This is a genomic window from Verrucomicrobiia bacterium, assembly GCA_035495615.1.
Taxonomy (GTDB): Bacteria; Omnitrophota; Omnitrophia; order Omnitrophales; family Aquincolibacteriaceae; genus DATJFP01.
This window is the reverse complement of record DATJFP010000099.1, coordinates 16482-39556: the sequence shown is the minus strand read 5'-3', so window position 1 is coordinate 39556 and position 23075 is coordinate 16482. Positions and strand designations below refer to the sequence as shown.

At 58.5% G+C, this 23075-nt stretch carries 20 protein-coding genes; 5 read left to right on the top strand and 15 right to left on the bottom strand.

Translation table 11 applies throughout. The features are described 5' to 3' along the window. Nucleotides 1-82 precede the first annotated feature (82 nt). The 6 genes from VL688_12805 to VL688_12780 form a co-directional block, all read right to left on the bottom strand. Nucleotides 83-799 carry an energy transducer TonB gene (locus VL688_12805; protein ID HTL48933.1) on the bottom strand — a complete coding sequence of 239 codons (717 nt, stop codon included), beginning with the start codon at nucleotides 797-799 and terminating at the stop codon, nucleotides 83-85. Beyond that, nucleotides 796-1260 carry a biopolymer transporter ExbD gene (locus VL688_12800; protein HTL48932.1) on the bottom strand — a complete coding sequence of 155 codons (465 nt, stop codon included), beginning with the start codon at nucleotides 1258-1260 and terminating at the stop codon, nucleotides 796-798. The genes VL688_12805 and VL688_12800 overlap by 4 nt, the downstream gene beginning before the upstream one ends. Continuing rightward, the gene (locus VL688_12795) at nucleotides 1235-1864 is read right to left on the bottom strand and encodes a MotA/TolQ/ExbB proton channel family protein (protein HTL48931.1); all 630 of its coding nucleotides are present in this window, start codon (nucleotides 1862-1864) and stop codon (nucleotides 1235-1237) included. The genes VL688_12800 and VL688_12795 overlap by 26 nt, the downstream gene beginning before the upstream one ends. Nucleotides 1865-2199: 335 nt before the next feature. Beyond that, a complete protein-coding gene (locus tag VL688_12790) occupies nucleotides 2200-2403 on the bottom strand; it encodes a hypothetical protein (GenBank protein HTL48930.1) in 204 nt (67 codons plus the stop codon). A 113-nt stretch (nucleotides 2404-2516) separates the two neighbouring features. Next, a complete protein-coding gene (locus tag VL688_12785; protein HTL48929.1) occupies nucleotides 2517-2648 on the bottom strand; it encodes a hypothetical protein in 132 nt (43 codons plus the stop codon). Nucleotides 2649-2786: 138 nt separating this feature from the next. Then, the gene (locus tag VL688_12780) at nucleotides 2787-3113 is read right to left on the bottom strand and encodes a YHS domain-containing protein (GenBank protein ID HTL48928.1); all 327 of its coding nucleotides are present in this window, start codon (nucleotides 3111-3113) and stop codon (nucleotides 2787-2789) included. 184 nt (nucleotides 3114-3297) lie between these two features. Here VL688_12780 and VL688_12775 point away from each other — a divergent pair, with 184 nt between their 5' ends. Further along, nucleotides 3298-3765 (top strand): nucleoside deaminase, encoded by a 468-nt coding sequence (locus tag VL688_12775; protein ID HTL48927.1) that lies wholly within the window; start codon nucleotides 3298-3300, stop codon nucleotides 3763-3765. Here the strand turns inward: VL688_12775 and VL688_12770 are convergent. From VL688_12770 to VL688_12735, 8 genes are all read right to left on the bottom strand, one after another. Continuing rightward, nucleotides 3759-4355, bottom strand: coding sequence for a thioredoxin family protein (locus VL688_12770; protein ID HTL48926.1), 597 nt, complete (start codon nucleotides 4353-4355; stop codon nucleotides 3759-3761). The two genes, VL688_12775 and VL688_12770, sit on opposite strands and share 7 nt — an antisense overlap. Before the next feature lie 3 nt (nucleotides 4356-4358). Further along, nucleotides 4359-6533, bottom strand: a complete 2175-nt coding sequence (locus VL688_12765; protein HTL48925.1) for a thioredoxin domain-containing protein — start codon at nucleotides 6531-6533, stop codon at nucleotides 4359-4361. Nucleotides 6534-6585: 52 nt separating this feature from the next. Continuing rightward, nucleotides 6586-8445 (bottom strand): PAS domain S-box protein, encoded by a 1860-nt coding sequence (locus tag VL688_12760; protein HTL48924.1) that lies wholly within the window; start codon nucleotides 8443-8445, stop codon nucleotides 6586-6588. 136 nt (nucleotides 8446-8581) lie between these two features. Next, on the bottom strand, nucleotides 8582-11173 hold the full coding sequence (locus VL688_12755) for a glycosyltransferase family 4 protein (GenBank protein HTL48923.1): 2592 nt from the start codon (nucleotides 11171-11173) through the stop codon (nucleotides 8582-8584). Continuing rightward, nucleotides 11166-13640 carry a hypothetical protein gene (locus VL688_12750; GenBank protein HTL48922.1) on the bottom strand — a complete coding sequence of 825 codons (2475 nt, stop codon included), beginning with the start codon at nucleotides 13638-13640 and terminating at the stop codon, nucleotides 11166-11168. Before VL688_12750 ends, VL688_12755 begins: the two co-directional genes overlap by 8 nt. After that, nucleotides 13637-14674 carry a glycosyltransferase family 2 protein gene (locus tag VL688_12745; GenBank protein ID HTL48921.1) on the bottom strand — a complete coding sequence of 346 codons (1038 nt, stop codon included), beginning with the start codon at nucleotides 14672-14674 and terminating at the stop codon, nucleotides 13637-13639. Before VL688_12745 ends, VL688_12750 begins: the two co-directional genes overlap by 4 nt. Nucleotides 14675-14686: 12 nt before the next feature. Next, the gene (locus VL688_12740) at nucleotides 14687-16093 is read right to left on the bottom strand and encodes an NAD(P)/FAD-dependent oxidoreductase (protein ID HTL48920.1); all 1407 of its coding nucleotides are present in this window, start codon (nucleotides 16091-16093) and stop codon (nucleotides 14687-14689) included. After that, nucleotides 16090-17589 (bottom strand): hypothetical protein, encoded by a 1500-nt coding sequence (locus VL688_12735; GenBank protein ID HTL48919.1) that lies wholly within the window; start codon nucleotides 17587-17589, stop codon nucleotides 16090-16092. The genes VL688_12740 and VL688_12735 overlap by 4 nt, the downstream gene beginning before the upstream one ends. 208 nt (nucleotides 17590-17797) lie before the next feature. On the opposite strand from VL688_12735, the gene VL688_12730 reads away from it, so the two are divergent. Genes VL688_12730 through VL688_12720 form a run of 3 tightly spaced genes read left to right on the top strand, consistent with a single transcriptional unit; the run spans nucleotide 17798 to nucleotide 20265 of the window. Further along, nucleotides 17798-18742 carry a glycosyltransferase gene (locus tag VL688_12730; protein ID HTL48918.1) on the top strand — a complete coding sequence of 315 codons (945 nt, stop codon included), beginning with the start codon at nucleotides 17798-17800 and terminating at the stop codon, nucleotides 18740-18742. Beyond that, nucleotides 18743-19522, top strand: coding sequence for a hypothetical protein (locus tag VL688_12725; GenBank protein ID HTL48917.1), 780 nt, complete (start codon nucleotides 18743-18745; stop codon nucleotides 19520-19522). Next, nucleotides 19519-20265: an ATP-binding cassette domain-containing protein gene (locus tag VL688_12720; protein HTL48916.1), complete on the top strand. Its 747-nt coding sequence runs from the start codon at nucleotides 19519-19521 to the stop codon at nucleotides 20263-20265. The genes VL688_12725 and VL688_12720 overlap by 4 nt, the downstream gene beginning before the upstream one ends. Here the strand turns inward: VL688_12720 and VL688_12715 are convergent. Next, nucleotides 20262-21647: a glycosyltransferase gene (locus VL688_12715; protein HTL48915.1), complete on the bottom strand. Its 1386-nt coding sequence runs from the start codon at nucleotides 21645-21647 to the stop codon at nucleotides 20262-20264. The two genes, VL688_12720 and VL688_12715, sit on opposite strands and share 4 nt — an antisense overlap. 104 nt (nucleotides 21648-21751) lie before the next feature. On the opposite strand from VL688_12715, the gene VL688_12710 reads away from it, so the two are divergent. Beyond that, a complete protein-coding gene (locus VL688_12710; protein ID HTL48914.1) occupies nucleotides 21752-23035 on the top strand; it encodes a sodium:proton antiporter in 1284 nt (427 codons plus the stop codon). Nucleotides 23036-23075 lie beyond the last annotated feature (40 nt).

Below are 23075 nucleotides of genomic sequence, written 5' to 3'. Positions count from 1 at the left end.
GGGAAGATTTCATAGATTAATGAATTTTCGGCATTCCTTCAACCGGGTTACAGGGATTTTACACGCGAAAAAACCGGAGGGATCAGCGCGAATGCCGCTTGAGTTCTTCTTCCAGCACGAAACGGATCGGAATGTCGACACGGGATTCGACCTTCATCATGCCCATGCGGGCAGGATGAAACTTCCAGCGCCGGACCGTTTTCAAGGCGGACTCGTCCAGGAGCTCGGATCCCGAACTCTGTTTGAGCTCGACCGATTGCGGCCGGCCGCTTTTGTCCACGAGAACGCTCAGGAGGACAAGGCCTTCCTCCCCGCGGTCCACGGCGCTCTGCGGATAAGGCGGCGGCGGATTCTTGAGATAACTCGCCTTTTCTTCCGTGCTTCCGCCGCCGGGGGAATAAAACGTGGTCCGGCTTTGGCCCGGAACGGCCGAACTGCCGTCGCCGACAAACGGCGTCTCATTGACAAGGCCGGGCGTCTTGTTTTCCTCTTTTTCGGCGGGGATGGTTTTTTTCTGAGACTTCGGCTCTTCGGACTTGGGCACGGTTTCACCGGCCTCGTCTTTTTCAGGCTCGGACTGCGGTCTTACGGCTGCGGCATCGGACGACGCGGGCAGGGCCGCGATCAGGCTCACTTCAATGCCGCCGGAGGCCGCCTCCACGCCGAACTCCGGCGCCTTCACGAAAGCAAAGCCGCTTCCGAAAAAAAGAAGGACATGCACCAGCAGCGCCAGCGAGCCGCTGGCAAGCCAGTCCTTGGGAAGCGCTTTAATAAAGGAAGGCTTCTCGGTTTCGATCACGGGACCTCGGTCACCGCGTCCGGCGGGGCCGGGACCTGCGCGGCCGGCGCGTTTTTCACGCCTTGCGTTTGAATGCCGATCTTGTCGATGCCGGCCTGGCGGATCTTGTCGAGCACCGTGACGACGTCGCCAAAATAAGAAAGCTCGTCGCCGTTCACGAAGACACGGGTTTCAGGCTCCTTGGCTTTCATTTCCGTAAGACGCCCAAGCAGGTTCTCGGCCGTTATTTTTTCTTTATTGAGATAGAGCTCCCCGTTTTCCTTGACCGTGATCGTGGCGGAAAGATCGCGCTCCTGCGCCGTCGCCGTCGCGGCCTTGGGAAGCTTCACGGAAATCCCGTCGTTCTTGATCATGGACAGCGAAACCATGACGAAGGTGGCGAGAAGGAAAAAGATGATGTCGATCAGCGGGATGATCTCGATCCTGGCCCTGCGCCTAACGGACGTTTGCTGAAGTTTCATAGTATTCCTTCTCCAGTTTTGAGATCAGCACTTCGAGAGCCGAGCCCGACTGCTCCATCTGGTGCCGCAATTCATCAACGCTGGCGTTCAGCCAGTTGAACGGGATGAGCGACGTGATCGCGATGCCGAGACCGAAGGCCGTGGCGATCAGCGCTTCCGCGATGCCGCCCGTGATGGCCGAAGGCGCGCCCAGTTCCTGCCCGCCGAGCATGCCGAAGGCGCCGATCATGCCGGTCACGGTGCCGAGCAGGCCGAGCAGCGGAGCCAGCGTGATGATCGTGTCCAGGACCGTGATGCCTCGCGAATATTTTTTCAGCTCCGCGGAAGCGGACGTCATCAGCGCGGTCTGCAGGTGTTCCTTGTTGCGCAGGCCGTCGAGCATCATGCGCACGACGGGGTCCTGCGATTTCTCGGCGACGGCCTTGGCCTGCTCGATATCGCCGGACTCCACAAGGAAGAAGATCTTCCTCCTGAGAGCGGGATTTTCGCGGAACCTGGCCCGCGTCATGAAAATAATTCTTTCGATGACGAGTGTCGTGGCAATCAGCGAAGCCGTGAGCAGCGGCCACATGACGGGCCCGCCTTTTTGAAAGAGCTGAAGCATACTATCCTCCTTTAGGATATGAAATCAGGTCTTGATCGTTGAAAGCGTTTTCGGGCGGCCCGTTTGAAAAAACGGCGCCACGTCATGGAAAACCCCGTCCAGACTAGCATAATTGCGGCCAAGGCCGAAATAAAAGCGGTCATCTGCCCGCCGGCCCCCCCGGCCTGGCCCGTGTGAAAAATCCGGCGCACTCGGGGCCGCGTGCTGATCTACTTTCCTTGGCGTTCTGCATGGCCGCTTGCAACGCGGAGGGCGGGGTTCAGTCGAGGCTTTTTTGGGAAAAAAACCCGGCCCGAAGGAATATCCGGGCCGGGCGTCAGGAAGGAAAATCGGAGTTACTTGATGTAGGCTTTTCTCGAGCCGGAATATCCGGTCGCCGTCGGTCCGGCGCTCACCGCGGGATTATGATAATTCGCGCGGGCCTGGGCAATGCGGTCGGCAACGTCGATGGTTTGCGGTTCTTTGCTGGAAGCGCATCCGGCGAGAGCAAGGGCGCACAGGCCTACCACCCCTGCGAGGATCCTGGTCTTCGTTTTCACAGCGGTCTCCTATCTCTATTGACGGGTCAAGCGGGTTGATACGACTTCGAAACGGGAGCATTGTATCCGCGTTTAACGAGAATCCCAAGCAAAAACCAGGTTTTGAAAGGCCGTTAAGCGGCCTTCATAACGCGGGCAGTTTGCACGTTTTTCTGCGGGGTTTTGAGGGAGCTCAGGATACGGCGCTCTTCTTCAAAAACCCAAAGACGGATACGGCTCTCGATGCTCTTGTAAATCTTCTGCATGACGGCCTCCTTGAATTTGTAACAAAAAAGTCAAAGAAACGACCTTTTTGTGGGGCGGAAAGCGGTTTTAACCGCCAAGCTTTCCGCACCCCTTTCTAAAGGCATACATCATGCCAACCCCCTCATTTCATTGAGGGTTTATTGACCTTCGGTAAGCTTCTTAGCTTCCTGCGCAGAGTCCGCATTCACGCCCGGCTGGCCGCCCGGAGAAGGCAGAATGACTTTCGCCGCATACGTCTTGGGATCCTTATTGAACTTGGATTCGCAGCGGGCCGAACAGACATGGTACAGTTTGCCGTCGTAAACCACGGAATGCTCCTGGTCCACGGGCTTGTGATCTACAGGGCAAAACTTATTTTGGACGTCGAGAACGCCGCCGGCTTCCTCGCCTACAGCCAGCGCAGCGGGCGCAAGGGCGCCGGTTGCGGAAAAAACAAGAGCCAATACGATCGCAAACGATTTCATGCTTCCTCCTCGAGGTTGGAATTCTCAATGCTCTATTGTACCGCAGGACACAACAATACCGTTAATTGACGGTCAAAGCGCGGATTCCTTCAATAAAAAACCGCAGCCGGCCGGATTTCTTCCTTTTCCTCCGCTTGACAAGGCGGGACACACGGGATACCTTTCCCAGCGAGGAAACGACTTTATGCAAAAAAAGTTCATGCGCCTGGCCATGGAAAAAGCCCGCGAAGGCATCCGCAAAGGACAGACGCCTTTCGGCGCCTGCATCGTCAAAGACGACAAAGTCATTGCCTGCGAGCACAACGTGGTCTGGAAAAGCACGGACATCACCGCCCATGCCGAAGTCCACGCTCTCCGCAAGGCCTGCGAAAAATTAAAGCAGATCGACCTCACGGGCTGCGACATTTATTCCACGTGCGAGCCTTGCCCCATGTGCTTCAGCGCGCTCCATTGGGCGCGGGTGTCGCGGATTTTTTACGGCGCCACGATCGCGGACGCGAAAAGCATCGGGTTCAACGAGCTCAGGCTTTCCAATCGCCAGATCAAGTCACTCGGAAAGAGCCGGATCCAGATCATCGGCCCCTTCATGCGTTCCGAGTGCCTGCGCCTCTTCAAAGGATTTAACGAAACCGGAAGTAAAAAAGTCTACTGAGCCGGCTTTGCCGCGCCGGACTGCGAAGACGCGCCGGCCTTGGCCGCGAGCGACTTCACGTGCATGACCAGCTCCAGCGGCCCGATGAAGCCCATGACGCGGCTGCCTTCGATTTCATTTCCCCCGCCGTCCAGAAAAAGCAGCGTCGGAAGCCCTTCGATGTGATACTTCAGCGTCAGCTCGATGTTCTCGGGCTTTTCCATGTCCGTCATGTCGGCCCTGATCCGGTTGAGCGGCGCCAGAGCGGCCACGACCTGCGGATGCGTGTAGGTGTAGCGGTCGAGATCATGGCAGGGCTCGCACCATGCCGCGGCAAAATCAAGGATCACGGGCTTCCCTTCGGCCGCGGCCTGCTCGAGAATGCCGGGCTTGTACGGCATCCATTCGACGCCGGCTTTTTTCCCGCCGAGCCAGGGGCCGGCGATTCCCGCGAAAATCAGCAGCACGCCCGCACTGCGCAGCATCCATTTTTTTTGCGGCGCCAGCTCCGGCGACACGCGCCCCAGGACAAGATAAGCCCCCAAAAGGACAAGCGCCCACGGCAAAAACTTTTCGAGGAGCATCACGAATTCCATCATGCGCCCGTCCATGTTCTAGCGGGGCTCCTGCAGAAGTTTCAGGAATTCGTCGCGGGATTGGACCGGCTGGCGGCAAGCGCCGTTCCGGCAAAAGTACGCCGTGGTCTTGCCTTGCAGCGGCACCTGCTGCTGAAGGAAAGGAATGCATTCTTCGGCATTTTTTTCTCCCGTGCTCAGGGCAATGGCGCGGCCCGGCGCGAGGATCTTCGCGGCTTCGTCCGCCCAGGCCCGGGCCTCTTCTTCACTGGAGGACGCGATGACGATTTCCTCGGCGTTCCCCATGAGGATGTCCAGGCCGCAGAGCGACACGGGATAAACCGAAGGCCGCGCGCTGATCTGCCAGGACAAGGCTTCCAGCGCCTTGGACGCGGCGTCGCGCAAATCCTGGCGCAGCGTCAGATTGCCGAGCCTGGCCAGGACCCAGATGGCCATGGAATTGCCCGACGGGATCGCGCCGTCGTAAGCCGGCTTTGGACGGGAAAATAGCGGTTCCGCGTCGCGGCCCGTGAAAAAAAATCCACCTTTGTCCGGATCGACGAAAAGGCGGATCATGTCTTCGGCCACATGCAGCGCCTCTTTTAAATAAGCGGCGTCGAACGTAGTCTCGTACAATTCATAGAGAGCGTGGATGAAAAACGCATAATCGTCGAGAAAGGCCGGCACCGCGGCCTCGCCTTCCCGCCAGCGGTGGAGGTAGCGCCCGTCTTTTTGCCGCAGGCGCGTCCGGATGAAGTCCACGGATTCCCGTGCCGCTTTTTCGAGGCGGCTGTCTTTGAAAACCCGCGCCGCATAGGCAAAACCCGCGGCCATGAGGCCGTTCCAATCCATGAGGATCTTGTCGTCGAGGTGCGGACGCGGCCGTTTCGCGCGCGCCGCGAACAGCTTAGCCGATGCGCGTTCCAGAATTTCTTTCACTTCCTCTCTTGTTTTGCCCGTGTCCTGCGCCAGCCCCTCTTCGAGCGCGCTCTGATAAAGCACGTTCTTTCCGGCAAATTCGCCGAACGGATCATGCGAGACATTGCCTTTGTCTTCCACGCCGTAAGCCGCGGCAAATAGGTTCATCTCCTCTTCCGTGAGAAGGCTGCTCAGTTCCGCCGCCTTCCACGCATAAAAAGCGCCTTCGACTTTTTTCGTCGCATCGGCAGCAGGCAGGCTGCCCCGGTCCCCGTCGGGCCGGGACTGCGAAGACCTTCCCGGCTCGACGCCGGGAACGCTGTCCGCATCCTCTGCGGAATAAAATCCCCCTTCAGGCGAACGGAGATCGCGCAGAACGTAATCGAAAATCTTCATGGCGACGTCGCGGTACAGCGGTTTGGACGTGACCTGGAAGGCTTCGGTGTAAGTGCGGCTGAGCAGCGCCTGGTCGTAAAGCATCTTTTCAAAATGCGGCACATGCCAGCGTTCGTCGGTGGAATAACGGTGGAAGCCGCCGCCTAAAGCGTCCCATATCCCGCCGCGCGCCATGGCCGCGAGTGTCCTTTCCACCATGCGCAGCGGCACGGTCTGCCCCGTGTTCTTTCCATAATAAAGAAGGAAGGAAAGTCCATGGCTGGACGGAAATTTCGGGGCCTCGCCGAATCCCCCATTTTCGTCGTCAAAGCGCTCCTGCATTTCTCCCGCGGCGCGGTCCAGAAGCCCCGGGGCGAGCGCCTGTCTTTCCGCGCCTTCGCCCGCGGCATGGGCCTGCAGCGCCTGAACCAGACCCTGGCCGGCATTTTCAATGCCCTCGCGCTCGGTTTTCCATTTTTCCTCGAGGGCGAGGAGAATCGTGCCAAAACCCGGCCGGCCGTAGGCATCGCGCGGCGGGAAATAAGTGCCGCCGTAAAAGGGCTTGAGTTCGGGCGTGAGAAAAAGATTGAGCGGCCAGCCGCCGGAACCGGTCATGGCCATGACCGCATCCATGTAAACATGGTCCACGTCGGGCCGCTCTTCGCGGTCGACCTTCACGGGCACAAACGCACTGTTCAGGATCTGCGCGACCGCGGGATCGGAAAAAGATTCTTCTTCCATGACATGGCACCAGTGGCAGGTGGAATAGCCGATGGAAAGAAAAACCGGCTTTTGCTCGCGGCGCGCTTTTTCAAAAGCCTCTTCCCCCCACGGATACCAATCCACGGGATTCATGGCGTGCTGGAGAAGATACGGACTTTTTTCACGAATGAGACGGTTGGGTTTTGTGCCGGACGTCATGCGGACAGTGTACGGGATCGCAAGAAAGGCCGCAACCGGAAGATTTCCCGGATCAGCGAGGAAGCGTGAAGATGACGCGGGTGCCCTGAGGATTGTTCGGCTCGACGCGGATTTCGCCGCCATGGAGCTGAACGATGCCTTTGCAGATCGAAAGCCCGAGGCCGGTGCCTTTTTCGATGCCGCTCTTAGGAGCGCCGAACTGCTCGAACCGGGAAAAGATTTTGGGAAGATATTCTTCCGGAATGCCGCATCCGGTATCCGTGACCGAGCATTCCGCGAGTCCGCCCGCGTCCTGGCACGAAATCGTGATCTGCCCCTGGTCCGTGAATTTGACCGCGTTGCTGATCAGGTTGGTGAAAATCTGGATCACGCGGTCTTTGTCGGCATAGACCTCGAGTTTTTCCGTGGGCGCATAAATGTCCAGCTTCAGGTTTTTCTCCCGCACGCGGCCCGAGAATTCGGCTTTCAGGATTTGCAGCGCATCCAGCAGGTCGAAACGCTCTTTGTACAGCGTCAGCTTTTGGGCCTCGATTTTCGAGACGTCCAAGAGGTCGTTGATGATGCGCGTCAGCCGGTCCACGCTTGCCACGGACATGCGGAAGACTTTCTGCTGTTCCGGCGTGGTCGGGCCCAGGATCCCCTCAGCGGCCTGCGCAATGGATTCGCGCACGATGGAAAGCGGCGTGCGCAGTTCGTGGCTGACGGTGCTGACAAATTCGTCTTTGAGGTGCTGAAGCTTTTTGCGTTCGGTGATGTCTTTCATGATGCCGATGGAACCGGTGATCTTGCCGTGCGCGTCTTTGAGCACGCGGATCGAGATGTCCACGTCGAGCAGGCTTCCGTCCTTGCGGAAGACACGGGTCTCGACGACGTGCTGCATGCCTTTGCGGCGGATGTCGTAAGAACGCATCTTCGTCCATTCTTCTTCGGGATAAAGCGAGCCCACGGGGCGCAGGTACAGGTCCTCGTACGTCATGCCCAGGAAATCCTCGGCGAATTTGTTCCAGGACACGATGCGTTCCTCCTCGTCGGTCACGGTGATGGCGACCGCGGAGTTTTCGAAAATCGTGCGGTATTTTTCCTCAGCGCGCTGGATGTCGCGCGCGGCGCGCTTGCGCTCGGAGATGTCCTTCAGGATGCCGATCGATCCGGTAATCTTGCCGTTTTCGTCTTTGAGCACGCTGATCGAAATGTCTACGTCCAGGACCACGCCGTCCTTGCGCATGACCTGCGTCTCGAGCGTGTGCTGCACGCCTTTTTCGCGGATGTTGTACGAGCGGATGCGGCGCCATTCCATTTCCGAATACAGCGAGCTGACCGGCTTCAGGCAAAGGTCCTTTGGCGTCATCTTTAAAAAGTTTTCCGTGAACTTGTTCCAGGAGATGATCCGCTCCTGCGGGTCGGCCATCATGATGGCCACGGCGGAGTTCTCGAAAATCGTGCGGTATTTTTCGTTGACGAGGAAGGCGTCGTGCTGCGCTTTCTTGCGCTCGATCGCGTAAGGGATCGCGCGCGCGAGCAGCTTGGTATTGAGCGCGCTTTTGGTCATGAAGTCCTGCGCGCCCTTGCGCATCACCTCGAGCGCGACTTCGTCCTCGGCCATGCCGGTGACGACGATGATGGGCTTGCTCGGAAATTTTTCGTGGATTTTTTCGAAGGTTGCGACGCCTTCGCTGTCGGGAAGCATCAGGTCCGCGAGAATCACGTCATGCCCGCCCTTGGCCAGGACTTCCATGGCCTGGGCCAGCGTGGACACATGATCGATTTCGTAAGCGGGCCGCTGAAGCGGGGAAAGGAACTTTTTCAGAAGCTCGACGTAGGTCGGGTCATCCTCGATGGCCAGCACTGTGATTTTTTCGGCGGACACGGCGATGGATGGAACCTTGACGCCGGATTCCGTAGGTTCGCTCATCGATTCTCCCGACAGTCCTTTACCGTAAACGGTAAGCTATGAGGATGTTTGAAAAAAGACTGAAAAAACTCCCATACCTTACAAAAGTATAGACGGTGTTCCAGGAAGTTTAAAGGCGTCCCGGCAATTTTTCAGACTAGTTTATCGGCCGTTTCTTTTGGGGGGATGAGGAGCGGGACAACTCGAGCAGTCTTTCTTTCATGGCCCGGCCGCAGGCCTCCGGGCTCATGGCGCGGCGGATCTCGAGGGCTGCCCTTTCCGCTTTTTGCGCGGCAAGCCCCCTGTCTTCATGGACCTGGCGCATGAGCTCCGCGGCATGAGCCTCGTCCGGATCGGCCCAGACCTGGCCTTTCTCGTAGGGATCATAATCCTGGGGGATCGGCGTCAACGCATAGCGCACCGGGAAACTGTTCTCGCGCGTCATGAACTCCATGTTGCCGGAGTAGCCGGTTGCGATCACGGGCTTTTCGAGCAGCATGGCCTCGGCGATCGCCTGCCCAAAGCCTTCCGAGCGGTGAAGCGCGGCATAGGCATCGCAGGAATTCATGAGCTTGCTCAGTTCCGCCTTGGCCAGATGCGCGTCCAGCAGGCGGATGCGCCCTCCGCGGGCTTCGTCCTGAAGGCGGCGCATTTTCTCCGGTTCATGATGGGAATTGATCGTTTTGATCAGCAGGTGGATCCCGGGACGGTCTCCAAACGCGAGCCGGAACGCGCGGATCAGCGCCGAAGGATTTTTGCGCTCGAGCACGCTCAGAAAATCAAAGCAGAACAAAAAAACAAAGTCCCCGCGCGAAAAGCCAAAGGCTTCACGCTGGTCCGGCTGTTTTTCCATGATGACAGGCGTGGGCATTTTCAAAACGGGAACAGCGGACGCGCGCGAAATACTTTCCAGGCAAAACGTGGTCGGCGTCCAGATCTCCTGATAATAATCGAAACTCCGGCTCCACCGGGCCGGAAAACGCGGAAGCTCCCAGAACCAAAGCGCGATGTTGGTCCGCGCCGCGGAAAATTGGACGGGCCTCCCCCGCCAGAAATGCGTGGCCATGTCCGCGTTCGCGAAAACCAGGTTGAACCGGTACGGGTTGGACGCCTGGAAATGGCTGAGGGTCCTGTCCCCATGATTATGGCGGGCTTCGGAGACGTTGGTGAGGACATGCGGAATGCCCGCGGCCTTCAGCGCTTCGACCGACGAGCGCGTGATTTCGGCCGTGCTGAAAACACCCTGGAAATAGCCGGCAAGATTGGCGCCGAAAGGCAGGCATTCCATCCGGCGCGCCTGGATGCGGCGCGCGGCCGCGTCGGCCGCATCACGGACAAGTTGCAGCGCATCGCGTTTTGCGGTCCATAGGAAAATAAAAATCTGCTTCTTCGTCAGGCGCGTTTTGAAAAACGCGCGGACGCGCTCGCCCCACGACGGTCGGTACCCGCCCACGGCCGCTTCCACAAACGCGCCGTCGAGCCCGTGTTCCCGCGCTCCGGCATCCCTGAGCCAGGAAAAAAAACCGCCCCCGGGGCGTTCCCCGGCTTCGGGAAAAGCTTCGCGCACATCGTTTCGGGACGCGTAAATTTTTTGGACCAAACGCGTCATCCCTGGCTTGGAAGGTTTTCTTCCTTCGGCGGATTCGTTCAGGTATTCGAAAAAACTTCCCGGGCCGGTCCGGAAAGGATTTCCAAAAACCGCGGCCTTGGGTCCGAGGTCCCGGTAAAGGCTCCGGGCTTCCTGAGGGATGCGCACGTTGTTTTCGAAATAGCCGAAGGCATAGGGCCAGGCGCTGGACTCGGCATACCCGGCTTCGCACAGGCGCGCCGCATAATCCTCGAACAAAGGCCGGAGCTGAGGCACATCGTTGAGGTGGAAGCGGTTCTGATGCCGGGAAATGGGGCCGGGCTTCAAAGGGTCAAACCCGCTGAAATGGAAGGACACGGCAGGTTTCCCCTGCCAGAAAAGCCGCCCGCCCCGGAAGTCCATTTGATGCTGGGTCTGGTGGAGGTTCCAATAAGCCATATTATAGGAAGGGTTCCGGAGAATTTGGGTGCCCTCGACCAACACCATGGCAAAGCCAGCCCACTTTTGGTCTACAAAAAGGCCTTGGGTGGGGTCCATATAACATTGATCGTAGAGCTTATGTTGCCACCATCCCAAAAAATCCATTGTTTTGGATGAATTAGAAAGCCCCAGAAATCCCAGGTTAAAGAGGCCTGCCCGGCTGATTTCCAACTCCCCTGGATAAGACGTATCTCCATAGGGAACCGTGATATGCGGCGTCAGAAGCAAAGGATGGTCTTCCAGGGCCTGCCAGGCCTCATCCATGGAGGAGTAAAAGACCATGTCCGGATCGCAAAAAATGAGTTTTTGAAGGCCGTAACGGCGGAAAAGGGTTTCGAAGAAATAGGGCTTCACCGCCGTGTTCAGCTCGAGCGCGGAATATTTGAAAAAGAAAGTCCAGGGATCCGGGATATTGTCCAAGGCCTGAAGGGGAATCATTTCAAACGGTTCTTCGGCGGGGTTGAAGCACCCCTCGATCTGGTCGGTCAGCAGCACGTAGATGGGGATGTCCGGATGATGGTGCCGGAAACTCCTGCTGAAGACGCGCAGGTAGGCGAGATAATTTTTGGACGCCACCGTGCAAACCGCCATGGTGCCGGCGCGCGAGGCCCGCCGCAGGTCGGAAACCTGGACGGTGCCGCCTGGAGGAGTCCATGCCTTCCCTTTTTCCATCTCAGACATAGAGATATTGCCACCTTTTAGGGACGTCGGATTTGAATTTCATCTTGGTCCAGACCGCAAAGTCCGCCTTGGAATTGCCTGCGGGACCAGGATCAGTCTTCAGAACGATATTTTTGTCCACCGCAGGGTCGAGCTTGACCAGGTAATGACTTTGCCATCGCGCCGCCGTAAAAGCGTGAGGGTTGATGATGCGGTCCAGCACCCGCCTGCATTTGCCGGCCCCGTCTTCGACTTCGACGATAAACCTCACGCCGTCGGAGGCATTGCCTCCCCTATACGATTCTTTCATCATGCCGAATCCGCCTTCGAGAAAATGCATGCCTGAGGGAACCGGTACCCTGATCGTCGTGGGCGGAAACGCCAGAACCGCTGGATAGTCCCATAGCTCCCCTTCTTCCAAAGGCCGCGCGGCTTCGACTTGCAAAGGCCCCGGGCCGAAAACTTTTTCCAGCGTCCGCCGCTGCCGCACTTCCTCCGCACGGCGCCACTCAGCCTCGTTGATCCAGCCCTCTTTCAAGGCGTCGATTTCCACTTCGATTTCCGGCTCGAAGTCGCGTTCCCCGCCCATGGCCTCGAAATAAATCTTGTCCGCTTTTTTCCACCTCTCCGGATGGATGAGGTTCGCCGCGTCTTTGTTCGTCTCGAGCATGGGATTCAGAAGAAACCCCTCAGACGAAATGCCCGGCACCAGCCGGTAAAGAAGATACGCGGAGCTGCCTGATTTCACGCAGATCTGAGGCGGGACCGCGCGGAAAGCCCAAAGCCTCAATTTGCCCCGCGGACTCCTCTTGAAGCGCGCCTTGATCCACAAAGGCCTGCCGTTCCATGCCGTCAAATCAAGGATTTGCCGGAACGTGACCCGGGTTTTGAGGAGCGTTTCCGTCGCGGGCCAGGCCGTATCCGGACCGCCGGACTTTTCAAAAAGCAGGAATTTCGATTCCCGCAGCACGGGGACATAATGCTGGAAAAGATAAGGCAGCACAAGGGCATCGTCTTCCGAGGGCAGGCGGCCGTCGAGCGTGGAAACGTGCAGCGCCACGAACCGCGGCGCCAGCGGCCCGCGGTAAAATTCGAGGTCACGCGCCAGGGTCTTGGGCGTCAATGTGTCAAAGCTTTGCACCATGGGGCTGGGCCGGTAATTCAATGCGTTCATGATGAGAAGCGATTGGTCGTAATTCATCGCGTTGATCGTTTCGGTGCCCACCCTTTTCCGGATTTCGGGCAGGGTGCAGTCTTCCACGGACAGGCATTCTGTTCTTCCGAACGAATCCATCTTCTTTCCGGTCACGCTCCGCGAAAACATGTCGAGCTTCCAGAGAAACGGCGCGACGACATTGTCCCGTACGGGGAGGAAACGGTAGGGCAATTGGAGATGCCCCGCCGCCAGGCAAAGTCCCACGATGCCCACGTACACCGCATGGTGAAAGAATTTTGCCGCTCTTTCCTCGAGACGCGGATAAAAATAAGGAAGATACAAAAGGCTCGCCGCAGTCAGCATCATCCTGGAAAAATAGAGCGTGTGCAAATCCGCCCGGACAAAGCCATGCTTCCATTTCCACACCATAAGCCCGGCCAGAACCACAAGGAAGCCCCGCGCGCGCGGACCCGGCCGGAGGCGGCCTGCAAGCATCAAAAGGAGCGCGCCGAAAAGCCCGGCCGCGGCAAGACACAGACGCAGAACCAGCGGATTTCCTTTCATCCCTGCGGACGAGAGATACCCGGCGCTGAAGTCCATATTGTCCGTGATCCACGGCGCGAGATCCTGCAGCCTTTGTCCGGACAACATCCATACCCCTGCAAGCGCGGCCGCAAACAAGAACGCAAGGCGCGCGGCCCCGCCGAAATCGCGCTCCGCCAGACGGACGAGGACCAGAACGGCCAGCAGGCCCGTCCCGAACATAAAAAACGAGAACTTCATGCAGATGAGGATGCCGATGACCGCGGCAAGAAGCGCTTCTTTCAGCCACGACGACGCGCCGGGTTCCAGGACCCGGTAAACGCCGTAAAGGACAAGCGTCAACGGCTGGATCTCATGATCGTAGGCGTTCACCTGGTTGAAGATAAAAAACGCGGCCAGAATGAGCAGCAGCTTGATCCTCGGTCCGGTCAAACGGCCGATCTCGAAAATGGCCGTGCAGATCAGGAAGGTCCAGCACCAGGCAAACAGCACGCGCGCCGGCGCAAAGACTGCCATGCTGGAATCCGAGGCCAGATAGCCCAGAGGTCCGAAACTGTGGAGGATCCAGGAGCCGTGCGGGATGCCGTGGAGGGCCGCATATTCCAGGGCAAGATGCCAGGACGATTCGAGTTCCGCGCGGGCCGGCATCGAGCCGCTGACAAAGAAAATCTTGATGTAGAGCACCACGAAGGCCGCGGCCCAGAAGGCGCGCTTCAACGGAGGAGGAATGGGAATGGGGGTCAAAAAAATTTTCCGCAGCGTTCCCGCGCTGGACGCCGCCGGCTTCATGCCGCCGCCACGGCGAGCCGGGACGAGGGCTCTCGATGCGGGCGGAACACCGAATAAACAAACCCCGAGCACAATCCGCAGAACATGGCCGCGGCATCGAACGGCTCGAGCAGCGCGGCCTTGAGGCCGAACACCACGCCGCGCGTTTTAAAAAGACGCGCGAGAAAAGAACGCCAGTACGCGAAAAAGGCCGCGCCCAGGAGAAGAGAACCCGTCAGGAAAAAAAAACGTCCGGAAAAGGCAAACGCCGTGAGGCCCGTAAGCGAGAAAAAGGCCAGGGCCGTGGCCGCGGTCTGGGCCAGCGACGCATGCGAGAATCCCCTTTTGCGGGTCCAATCGCTTTGCCTGCCGTACCGCAGAAAAATGCGGGCGAACATGAACGGAATCACGAAATCATTTTTGAGGAGGCCGGCAATGCCGTACTCTTTCAAATGCTCCACTTCCAGGCCCGCGTCGAGCAGCACGCGCTTCCCCGAGGCCCTCAGGCGCATCCCCATTTCCGTATCGGAAACCAGGCTGCCGAAGGGTTCGCTCACCGGCTCGAAGATGATGAGGTCGCGCTGCCGCACCGCCCACAGCGACCCGTAGAGAAAATCCGATTCGCGGGGCTTCTTCCGGAAAATGAAATTCATGTATTCGTTTTTGTAATGGCTGGCAAAACGGCGGACAGGCGCCTGCGCGGCAAGAAGGCCGGTCACGGCATGAATGCCGGGGTCCGAGAAATGCGCCGTGAGTTTCCCGAACGTGTCGGGTTTGACGCAAACGTCCGAATCCAGGAAGACGAGCAAGGGAAAAAGCGCGGCCGCCGCGCCCTTAAAGCGCGGCTGCATGGGGCCCCGGCCCAGCGCAACGGGGACCACGCGGCAGGAAAAGTTTCTTGCGATCTCCGCCGTGTTGTCGGTCGAGCCGTCGTCGACGACGATCACTTCCGCGGGCAGAAGCGAGGAGGCGCAAACCGCTTCCAGCACGCGGCCGAGAGTCCGGCCGCTGTTGCGCGCGGGAATGATCACGCTGAATTGTCCGGTGTTCGCCATAGCTCAAAAAAATTAATCCAGGGCCGCGACGAAGTGGCGGTCAGGATCCACGGTCCAAAGGTCGTGGCCTTCGCCGAGGACGTTGCGCGCCGCGAAAAGCCCTGTCAGGATGGCATGGTCGCTGTTGTTGTAGCGGAAAAGGCCCGCCCGCCCCATGACCTGCAGGTTTTCGAATCCGGCCAGGTAATCCCTGAGGATGCGGACCGAATTCTTGTAGCCGGGACCGTAAACCGGATAAGCCTTCGGAATTTTAGCGACGAAACCTTTGACGAGCCGGCTCTTGTCCGCGAGGCCGAGGACAGCCAGTTCGTCCGCGGCAAAACGGATCAAGGCTTCGTCGGATTTATTCCAGAGTTCGTCTCCCTCGAACACGAAATATTCCACGCCGAGCGAAGTCGTTTGGTCGTCCGGCACCATTTCCCGGCTCCAATTTTTATAATTCTGCACGCGCCCCGCCTTGACGTCCGGGGAATGCACGTAGATCCAGTGATCGTCGAAGAGATCGGGCGAGTTGAAAATCAGGTTCACCGAAATGAAGCTGCGGAACGAAAGCGACGCGGCAGCCTCCAGGATTTCCTTCGGCGGACGCGGGCTTAGTTTTTCCACCAGCACTGGCAGCGGGATGCTGGATAGGAAGTAATCGGCCTCATGGTTTTCCTTCCGCCCGCCGGATGCGGAGATGACCGAACGGACGCGCCGCCCCTGGGTCTGGACTTCCGCGATTTCGCGTTCCAGATGGAAATTCACGTGCTTCGTCTCGCAGATGGCCTTCAGCCTCTCGCAGAATTGGCCGGGCCCAAGCCGCGGGTAGTAAAACCTGTCGCTCAGCGTCTTGATTTTCCGTTCGCGGTCGGAAAAAAAAGCCTGGTGGATGGCCTTTTGAAGCGACAACTCCTGGATGCGCTGCGCGGCCCAATCGCTGGACAAGCGGGAGCATGGGATGCCCCATACTTTTTCCGTGTAGGACTTGAAAAAATTCTCGTACAAGCGGCGCCCGAAACGCCGGATCATCCAGTTTTCAAACGAGCCGGAATCCGTGCCGCCGGATAACTGGGCGCCCAGGTAGCTCGCGATGCAGCGCGCGGCCTCGACCGGTCCGAGTTTTTGCAGTGTCTTCCAAGGATGCAGCGGATAATCGTAAAACTGCCCGCGGAAATAAATGCGCGACTTGCGGGACTTGGTGAGCAGTTCCTGGCCGAGGACGTTCTTCCACAGGTCATTCACCTCGACGCTGCGCGACAAAAAGCGGTGCCCCCCGATGTCGAAGCGGTATCCCTCGAAGTCCAGCGTGCGGCAAAGGCCTCCCACCTGGGTGTGCCGGTCCACCACGTGACAGGACACGCCGTGATTGGAAAGCTCGTGCGCCGCGGAAAGTCCCGCGGGTCCGGCCCCGAGGATAAGGGCTTTGGGCGTGCTCATAGGGGCCTTTGCGACTGGAATTCTTCCCAGTAATCTTCCTGCATTTTGCCGTCGTCGTGGTCTTCGATCACTTGATGCACCAGTTCCCGGACGCGGCCGGGCTCATTTTTCGAACGCACGAGCTTTTCGTAAAGTTCCGGAAGAGGAAAATGCTGCGAATAGTTTTGCGCATAAAATTCCGCGACCGTGGCCGCATTGGCCTTTTGGCCGTGCTGCGTGTACAGATTATAAAGATTCAGGTACGGGTAAGGCAGCTGGGGCTGGATCGCGATGATGTCCCAATACCCGCGGGACGCCTTTTCCAGATCCCCCCGGTCCTCATAATACCCCGCAAGCTGCATTCTGGCGACAAACATCATGCCGCGCCTGGAAGTCACGCTGTTCCACAAGGTCTCGCTGTTTTGCCAGACCGGAAGCCGATGCCAGGAAAGCAGGATCAGTCCGGCCGTCCAGGCCGTCAAAAAAAGGATGCCGGTTTTTTTCCAGCGCGAAAAAAGCCAGAGCAGCGTCCCGATAAAGCCGACGAGCGGCAGGTACAAATGCCGGTCGGAAACGGGCACGCGGAAAACATTAACTACCGGCAGCAGGAAGAGAAGCGTCCAGGCCAGCCAGAATCCGTAGCGTTCTTTGCGCCAGCTCGCGGCGAAGAGGAGGCCCGTAACCACAGTGCCCAGCAGCGCAAGCCCCAGCCTCTCCTTCACGCCCGGCCCGATCTCGGTCAATCCTTCGTAGACAAGGTCCTGCGGCCAGGGCAGGACCGCGTGCTTGGCGTAAAACAAAAGGGTCTTCCCCTGCCCCAGCACATAATCGACGACGTGGGTGCCGTGGAACTTCGCGAGCACCTCCGGATAAAGCGCCAGCGTGAAAAAAACCATGGCCGTGGCCGGCACGAGGAGAAAAAGCGAAAGCAGAAGGCCTTTGCGCTTGCCCACCGTTCCCCGGTAAAAATAATCGTAGGCCAGCAGCAAGAGCGGCACGATCACGGCCGTGGCTTTCGACAGCAATGCCAGCACGAAAAAGACGCAGGCAAGCGCCGTGCGTTTGCGGTCGCGTTCCGCCGCCGCGCCCTGGTTGTAGAACAGCACGCCGAGGATCAGAAAAAAAGCGCAAAGCAAACTTTTCCTCTGCGAGATCCAGGCCACGGTTTCGACCTGCGCGGGATGGCATACGAACGCCAGAGCGCCGAGGAAAGACAGAGGCGCGTCGCGGAAAAAGGCCAGGTAAAGCAGAAAAACCAGGACACCGTTCGCCGCGTGAAGGATGACGTTGGTCACATGATACGCGGAAGGGTCCAGCCCCGCGGCCTTGTAGTTCAAGGCATAGCTCAGCATGGGCAGCGGCACGTAGAGGGAGACGTAAGGATGGACGAACCAGTCTTCGAGATTGCGGACGTTCAGCTCCCGTATCGAAGCGTTGCGCGTCACGTAGAGATCATCGTCCCAGTTCACGAAGTCGTACTGAACCGACCTTCCAAAAACAATAAAAGCCGCCAGCACCAGGCAGACGGCTCCCGCTAAAACAGCGGTTTTATTCCTAGAAATATTCCGGGTCTCGTCCAAGAAAATCCTGAAAAAAATTGACGGTCCGTTGAATGGGAAATGCCTAGTTATATCATATCCGGCGCGATTTTACATCCGCCTTTGCCCGGTTTTTCCGCCACAAAACCTGTGGTGGCCGCATGGAGAAATCGTTATAATCCGGCCCATGACTCCGGAAAACAGCTCGGCTTCTGCGTCCGTCGCGGTCAGCGTGCTCATGCCCAGTTTCAATTACGCGCGCTGGCTTCCCGAGGCTCTTGCATCGGTCATGGCCCAAACGTTCCGGGACTTCGAACTTCTTGCCGTGGATGACGGCTCGCGGGACGGCTCGGTCGAAATCCTGGAATCCTGGCGGGCCCGCTTTCCCGGAAAAATCCGCCTGCTCACTCATCCCGGCCGCGCCAATCAGGGACTCGCGGCGTCCTACCGTCTTGCGCTCGCTCATGCCCGCGGAGAATTCACGGCTTTTCTCGAGGCCGACGATGCGTGGGAACCGGAGAATCTCGAAAAAAAAATCCGCGCTCTCAGGGACTTTCCCGCGGTTTCCGCGGTCTATTCCGGCTACCGGCCTTTCGGCCACGCGCGCGGCGCCTTTTTCTGGAACACCTACCGCTGGCTGACGGCCGCGGAAACACCGCGGCGCCGTCCGTTTTCCGCGCTGCCCTTTTTGCTCCGCCGCAATCCCGTGGCCACCTTTTCCAATTTTGTGACGCGCCGCCGCCTGCTCGCGGAAATCCCGGAAGCCGCGCCGCGCGAACTTTTTTACGACTGGTGGACGCTGGCGCATCTGGCCCCGCGCGGCGCCTTCTTCTTTCTTCCGGAGCCGCTCGTGCGCTGGCGTATCCACGAAAAAAGCGCCAACTTCGGCCCTTTCACCCAAAGCACTTTCCAGGCGTTGCAGCAGTTCCTTTCCCGGCTCTACGATTCCCTGGAACGCGAACCGGCCGCGGACAAGGCCGGCCTTGCCCGCGGCCGCGCGCGGCTGCGCGCTTACGCGGCCCTTGCCGAACGAAAGGGGCTCCTGCGCCATGCCGGCGGGATTCTGCGAGAACCGCTGCACGCGCTGCGTTTTCTCGGCCACATCGGCCTCAAAAACCTGCTGATCAAATAAATGGCCTCACCCCGCTTCAAAAAAAATCTCAACCTTCTCGGCGTGCTGGTCAAAATGTATTTCCGCACGAGCGATTACAAGTCCATCGGAGGCGCGCTCTGGAGCTTCATCGGCCCGCTCACGGCTTTCGTGGTGCTTTATTGCATTTTTGAGGCGCGCTTCGGGAAAAGCATCCCGGATTTCCCGCTTCATCTCCTGGTGGGCATCATCCCCCTCACTTTTTTCAACAACATGATGACCCACGGCATGCGCTTTTTCGAGAAGCACCGGGACTTCCTGCTGAATTCCCACGTGCCCGCGGAAATCCTGCTCGTGTCGTCGCTTTTCGTTCCCGCGCTGAAATTTGCCGTCGAGATCTCGCTTTGCGCCGTGGCGGGCCTGGCCTTCGGCGTCCTGCATCTCACAAGCCTGCCGCTCTTTTACCTGACCGCGATCGGGTTCATCCTGCTGGTCTTCGGAATCACCCTGCATTTTCTCATTCTCAGCACGCTGGCCGGGGATGTCATGGAAATCTGGACCGTGCTGTGGCCCATGATGCTCTTCATCACCCCGACCTTTTATACGGTCGACATGCTCTCTCCCTGGGCGCGCCTGATGGTCCTGAATCTCAACCCCCTGACGCCTGTGGTGCTTGCATTTCAGAGCCTGATGCTCGGGCATGCGGCGCCCTATTTCAGCGTGTATACGGTGGTCCAGGGAGCGGCCTACATGACGATCGCCTTTGTGAGCGGTTATTCCTGCTTCAAGAGGTTCGAAAAGCGGGGCGTCGAAATGTCATGAACGAACCTCTGGTCCGGCTGGACAAGGTCAGCAAATGCTTCCAGATCTACCAGCAGCATAAGACGCTTTTTCGACTGGGCCAATCGCTCCTCGGCGGCGTGCCGCTGAAACGCGAGCTTTGGGCGCTCCGCGAGGTTTCCCTGGAAGTGAAGCGCGGGGAAAAGATCGGCCTCATCGGCAAGAACGGGTGCGGCAAAACTACGCTGCTGCGCGTGCTGGCCGGAATCCTGGACCCCACGGCAGGCTCGGTCGAGGTCCGCTCCCCGCTCAGCGTGCTTTTCAATTACAGCCTGGGGCTCAATCCTTACCTGCCGGTCCTCGACAACATTTACCTGCTTGGCGCCGTGCACGGCATCCTGGTCTCGGAAGTGACGAACCACATCGAAGAAATCGTGGAATTTTCCGGCTTGCGCGAGCTTCTTTACATGCAGGTCAAAGATTTGTCCGCGGGGCAGAAACAGCGGCTTTTCTTTTCGGTCTTTGCCCAGACCGCGGCCGACTTCCTTGCCTTCGACGAATCCACGACCGTGGCGGACATGAGCTTCCGCAAAAAAGCCGAAGGTTATTTTGACCGCCTCATGGACTCGGAAAGGACCGTCATCATTGCGAGCCATGAGATGAAATTCATCGCACGGCATTGCACGCGCGTGATCTGGATGGACAGCGGCCGGATCAAAATTGACGGGGCACCGGAAGAGACGATCGGGCAGTTCCAGGAATTCTGCCTGGAAAATAAGGGCTAGGTCAGACGCGAAAAAGCGAGCGACGGAATTTCGCGCGCCACCGCGGAACCGTCGACGAAACAGCGCAGGTTTTTCTCCCACAGCCAGGCCCCGGTCCTCTCCGGCAAATCCCCGAAAGAAAAACGCTGCCATTCCAGCGCCAGCGGAAACTGCATGAAAAGCCGCGTGTCGGCCAGAAAAAAATCCATCCCCGCGGCAAAGACCATCCAGCGCTCCGAATCCACGCGGCAATTCTTGATCTTTTCCCCGGGCTGGTGCGAAACCTCCTGAAACACGCCCGCCCTTCCGGCCTTTTGAAAGCACCCGCAGAGGAGGTCCGCGGACCAGGCCTCGGCATGCTCCAAAAGCTGCGTGAGAGCCCCGGGGTCGGGAACGAAACGGGCGTCGATCAGAAGGATTTTACGGCCTTCCACGAAATTGCTCGCAAACCGCAGGAGACGCGAACGGTGTTCGGGACGCGCGATGCCCGGCCGATGGCCTTTTCTCCCGAACCTGAAATGCGGCTCATGCGGAAAAACCAGCGTCCCCGGATTTCGCGCTTTGAGGAAGTGGTGGAAATCCCGGTCGCGGGCATTGTCGATCCAGAGCCATTGCGTTGAGGCGGGCTTTTGCATGCGCTCCAGGCCGCGAATGAAAACTTCCGCGGCATCGTAGTCCGGGCGCTCAAAAAACGACATCACCGTAAGGTCGTAGGAAAAATATTTTTCCCGCACCCGCCAGTGGTCGTCGGAAGAGTTCAGGGAGTAGCGTTCCTGCGAGCGGTTGCGGTTGTGCAGCCGGTAATAGAAAAGCTTCTCCGGAACAAGCGCGCCCTTCCAGCCCCGCGCCTCCATGCGGATCCAGTGGTCCCAGTCCTCCAGGGACGGAAGCGCCGGGTCCTGGCCCAGCCAGGCCTGGCGGCGCACGAGCGAGCAATTGGGGATGTAGTTCTGGTAGCGCAGGAGGCGCGGGTTATACGGCTGCAGCGGAAACTCGCCGCGGCCGGGATAAAGCGACGACTTGCCTTCCGGGTCCGCGTAATGCGCCCCGCAGTAGGCGAATCCGAGCGAAGGATCCGCGGCCAGCGCGCCGCCCAGCTTTTCGTTGAACTCGGGCACGAGCCAGTCGTCGGCGTCGATCATGACGACGAATTCGGCCGTGCTTTCCTCGAAGCCTTTTTGCCGCGCCAGCGCCGGATTCCGGAACGCCACACGGACATAACGCACGCGGTCCGCGAACCTCGAAGCCACCGCGGCCGTGTCGTCAGACGACGCGTCATCGACGAGAATGATTTCGGAAAAAGGAACGGTTTGCCTCAGAAGGCTTTCGAGGCATACGGGAAGAAAAGCGCCGTAGTTGTGACAGGTCACGATAGCCGCGGTTCGAAAGGGGGGAAAGTCCATCGATCCTCGCAAAAGTTGTTTGCGTTCGGGACGTTTTGCCTATAATACGGCTGCATCCCTGTTTTTGCACCTGTTTTCATCAACTCGTCGACAAAGGTGTTCTTGTGCTTATCGAACTTCTCTGGGCTCTTCCGTTTGTTACCCTTCTCGGCTGCATCGCCATTCTTCCCCTGGCGCAGAAACACTGGTGGGAAAAGAACTTTGTTTTTCTTTCGTGCGGCCTCGGTCTGATCGTCGTGCTGCATTACCTTTTCCAGCTCCGCAACCCGTCGCCGCTTCTCCACACGGCGCATGAATATTTCAGTTTCATTTCCCTGATCGGATCGCTCTTTGTCGTGTCCGGAGGCATCCACATCCGGGTCAAAGGCGAAGCCACCCCGCTGGCCAACACGCTTTTTTTGATGGTGGGCGCGGTCCTGGCGAACGTTCTCGGCACGACAGGCGCCTCCATGGTGCTGATCCGCCCCTGGCTGCGCATGAATAAATACCGCCTCACCGCGTTTCACGTCGTATTCTTTATTTTTATCGTAAGCAACGTGGGCGGCGGGCTCACCCCCATTGGCGATCCCCCGCTCTTCCTCGGGTATCTCAAAGGGGTTCCTTTTTTCTGGGTCATGAATGCAATCTGGCCGATCTGGCTGCTGGCACTTGGCATTCTCCTGGCCGTGTTCTTTGTCTTCGATGCCGTCAATTTCGCCCGCGCCCCGCGGGACGTCCAGGCGAAGGAAACGGGCCGTGGTGAAGAATGGAAATTCGAAGGCGGGCAAAACGTCTTTTTTCTCCTGATGATTCTCGGGTCGGTTTTCGTGAACCATCCGGTTTTCCTGCGCGAGACGATCATGCTCGCCGCGGCCGCGCTGTCCTACAAGATGACTTCCAAACAAATTCACGAAAGCAACGATTTCAGTTTCGGGCCGATCAAAGAAGTCGGCTTTCTTTTCGTCGGTATTTTTGCCACCATGATTCCGGCGCTGGAATGGCTGGAACGCTACGCGGACCAGCTCGGCATCCACAGCCCCGGGCAATTCTATTGGGGAAGCGGCATTCTTTCGAGCGTCCTCGACAACGCGCCCACCTACTTGAATTTTCTCAGCGCGGCGCTCGGGATATTCGCCGCGGAAGGCGGCGCGGCCGTTCATGGGACAGCGGGCCATGAAGTGGCTTATCTCCTGGCACAGCATCCTATCTATATAGAGGCCATCAGCGTAGCCTCAGTTTTCTTCGGGGCCATGACGTACATTGGAAACGGACCCAATTTCCTGGTTAAATCCATGGCCGATCAGGCCAAGGTCAAAACGCCGAGCTTCTTCGCGTACGTTTTGAATTTCAGCCTGCCCATCCTGCTGCCGATCCTTGCCGTGATTGGGTGGATTTTTTTCAGGGGATGATGTCGTAATCGTAGGGTTGGGCACTCAGCCTGGTTGGCTG

Excerpts from the sequence above, each read along its gene's own strand:
- VL688_12800 (HTL48932.1), bottom strand. The coding sequence starts at position 1,260 with ATGAAACTTCAGCAAACGTCCGTTAGGCGCAGGGCCAGGATCGAGATC.
- VL688_12795 (HTL48931.1), bottom strand. The coding sequence starts at position 1,864 with ATGCTTCAGCTCTTTCAAAAAGGCGGGCCCGTCATGTGGCCGCTGCTC.
- VL688_12785 (HTL48929.1), bottom strand. The coding sequence starts at position 2,648 with ATGCAGAAGATTTACAAGAGCATCGAGAGCCGTATCCGTCTTTGGGTT.
- VL688_12780 (HTL48928.1), bottom strand. The coding sequence starts at position 3,113 with ATGAAATCGTTTGCGATCGTATTGGCTCTTGTTTTTTCCGCAACCGGC.
- VL688_12775 (HTL48927.1), top strand. The coding sequence starts at position 3,298 with ATGCAAAAAAAGTTCATGCGCCTGGCCATGGAAAAAGCCCGCGAAGGC.
- VL688_12770 (HTL48926.1), bottom strand. The coding sequence starts at position 4,355 with ATGGACGGGCGCATGATGGAATTCGTGATGCTCCTCGAAAAGTTTTTG.
- VL688_12765 (HTL48925.1), bottom strand. The coding sequence starts at position 6,533 with ATGACGTCCGGCACAAAACCCAACCGTCTCATTCGTGAAAAAAGTCCG.
- VL688_12760 (HTL48924.1), bottom strand. The coding sequence starts at position 8,445 with ATGAGCGAACCTACGGAATCCGGCGTCAAGGTTCCATCCATCGCCGTG.
- VL688_12755 (HTL48923.1), bottom strand. The coding sequence starts at position 11,173 with ATGTCTGAGATGGAAAAAGGGAAGGCATGGACTCCTCCAGGCGGCACC.
- VL688_12750 (HTL48922.1), bottom strand. The coding sequence starts at position 13,640 with ATGAAGCCGGCGGCGTCCAGCGCGGGAACGCTGCGGAAAATTTTTTTG.
- VL688_12745 (HTL48921.1), bottom strand. The coding sequence starts at position 14,674 with ATGGCGAACACCGGACAATTCAGCGTGATCATTCCCGCGCGCAACAGC.
- VL688_12740 (HTL48920.1), bottom strand. The coding sequence starts at position 16,093 with ATGAGCACGCCCAAAGCCCTTATCCTCGGGGCCGGACCCGCGGGACTT.
- VL688_12730 (HTL48918.1), top strand. The coding sequence starts at position 17,798 with ATGACTCCGGAAAACAGCTCGGCTTCTGCGTCCGTCGCGGTCAGCGTG.
- VL688_12725 (HTL48917.1), top strand. The coding sequence starts at position 18,743 with ATGGCCTCACCCCGCTTCAAAAAAAATCTCAACCTTCTCGGCGTGCTG.
- VL688_12720 (HTL48916.1), top strand. The coding sequence starts at position 19,519 with ATGAACGAACCTCTGGTCCGGCTGGACAAGGTCAGCAAATGCTTCCAG.
- VL688_12715 (HTL48915.1), bottom strand. The coding sequence starts at position 21,647 with ATGGACTTTCCCCCCTTTCGAACCGCGGCTATCGTGACCTGTCACAAC.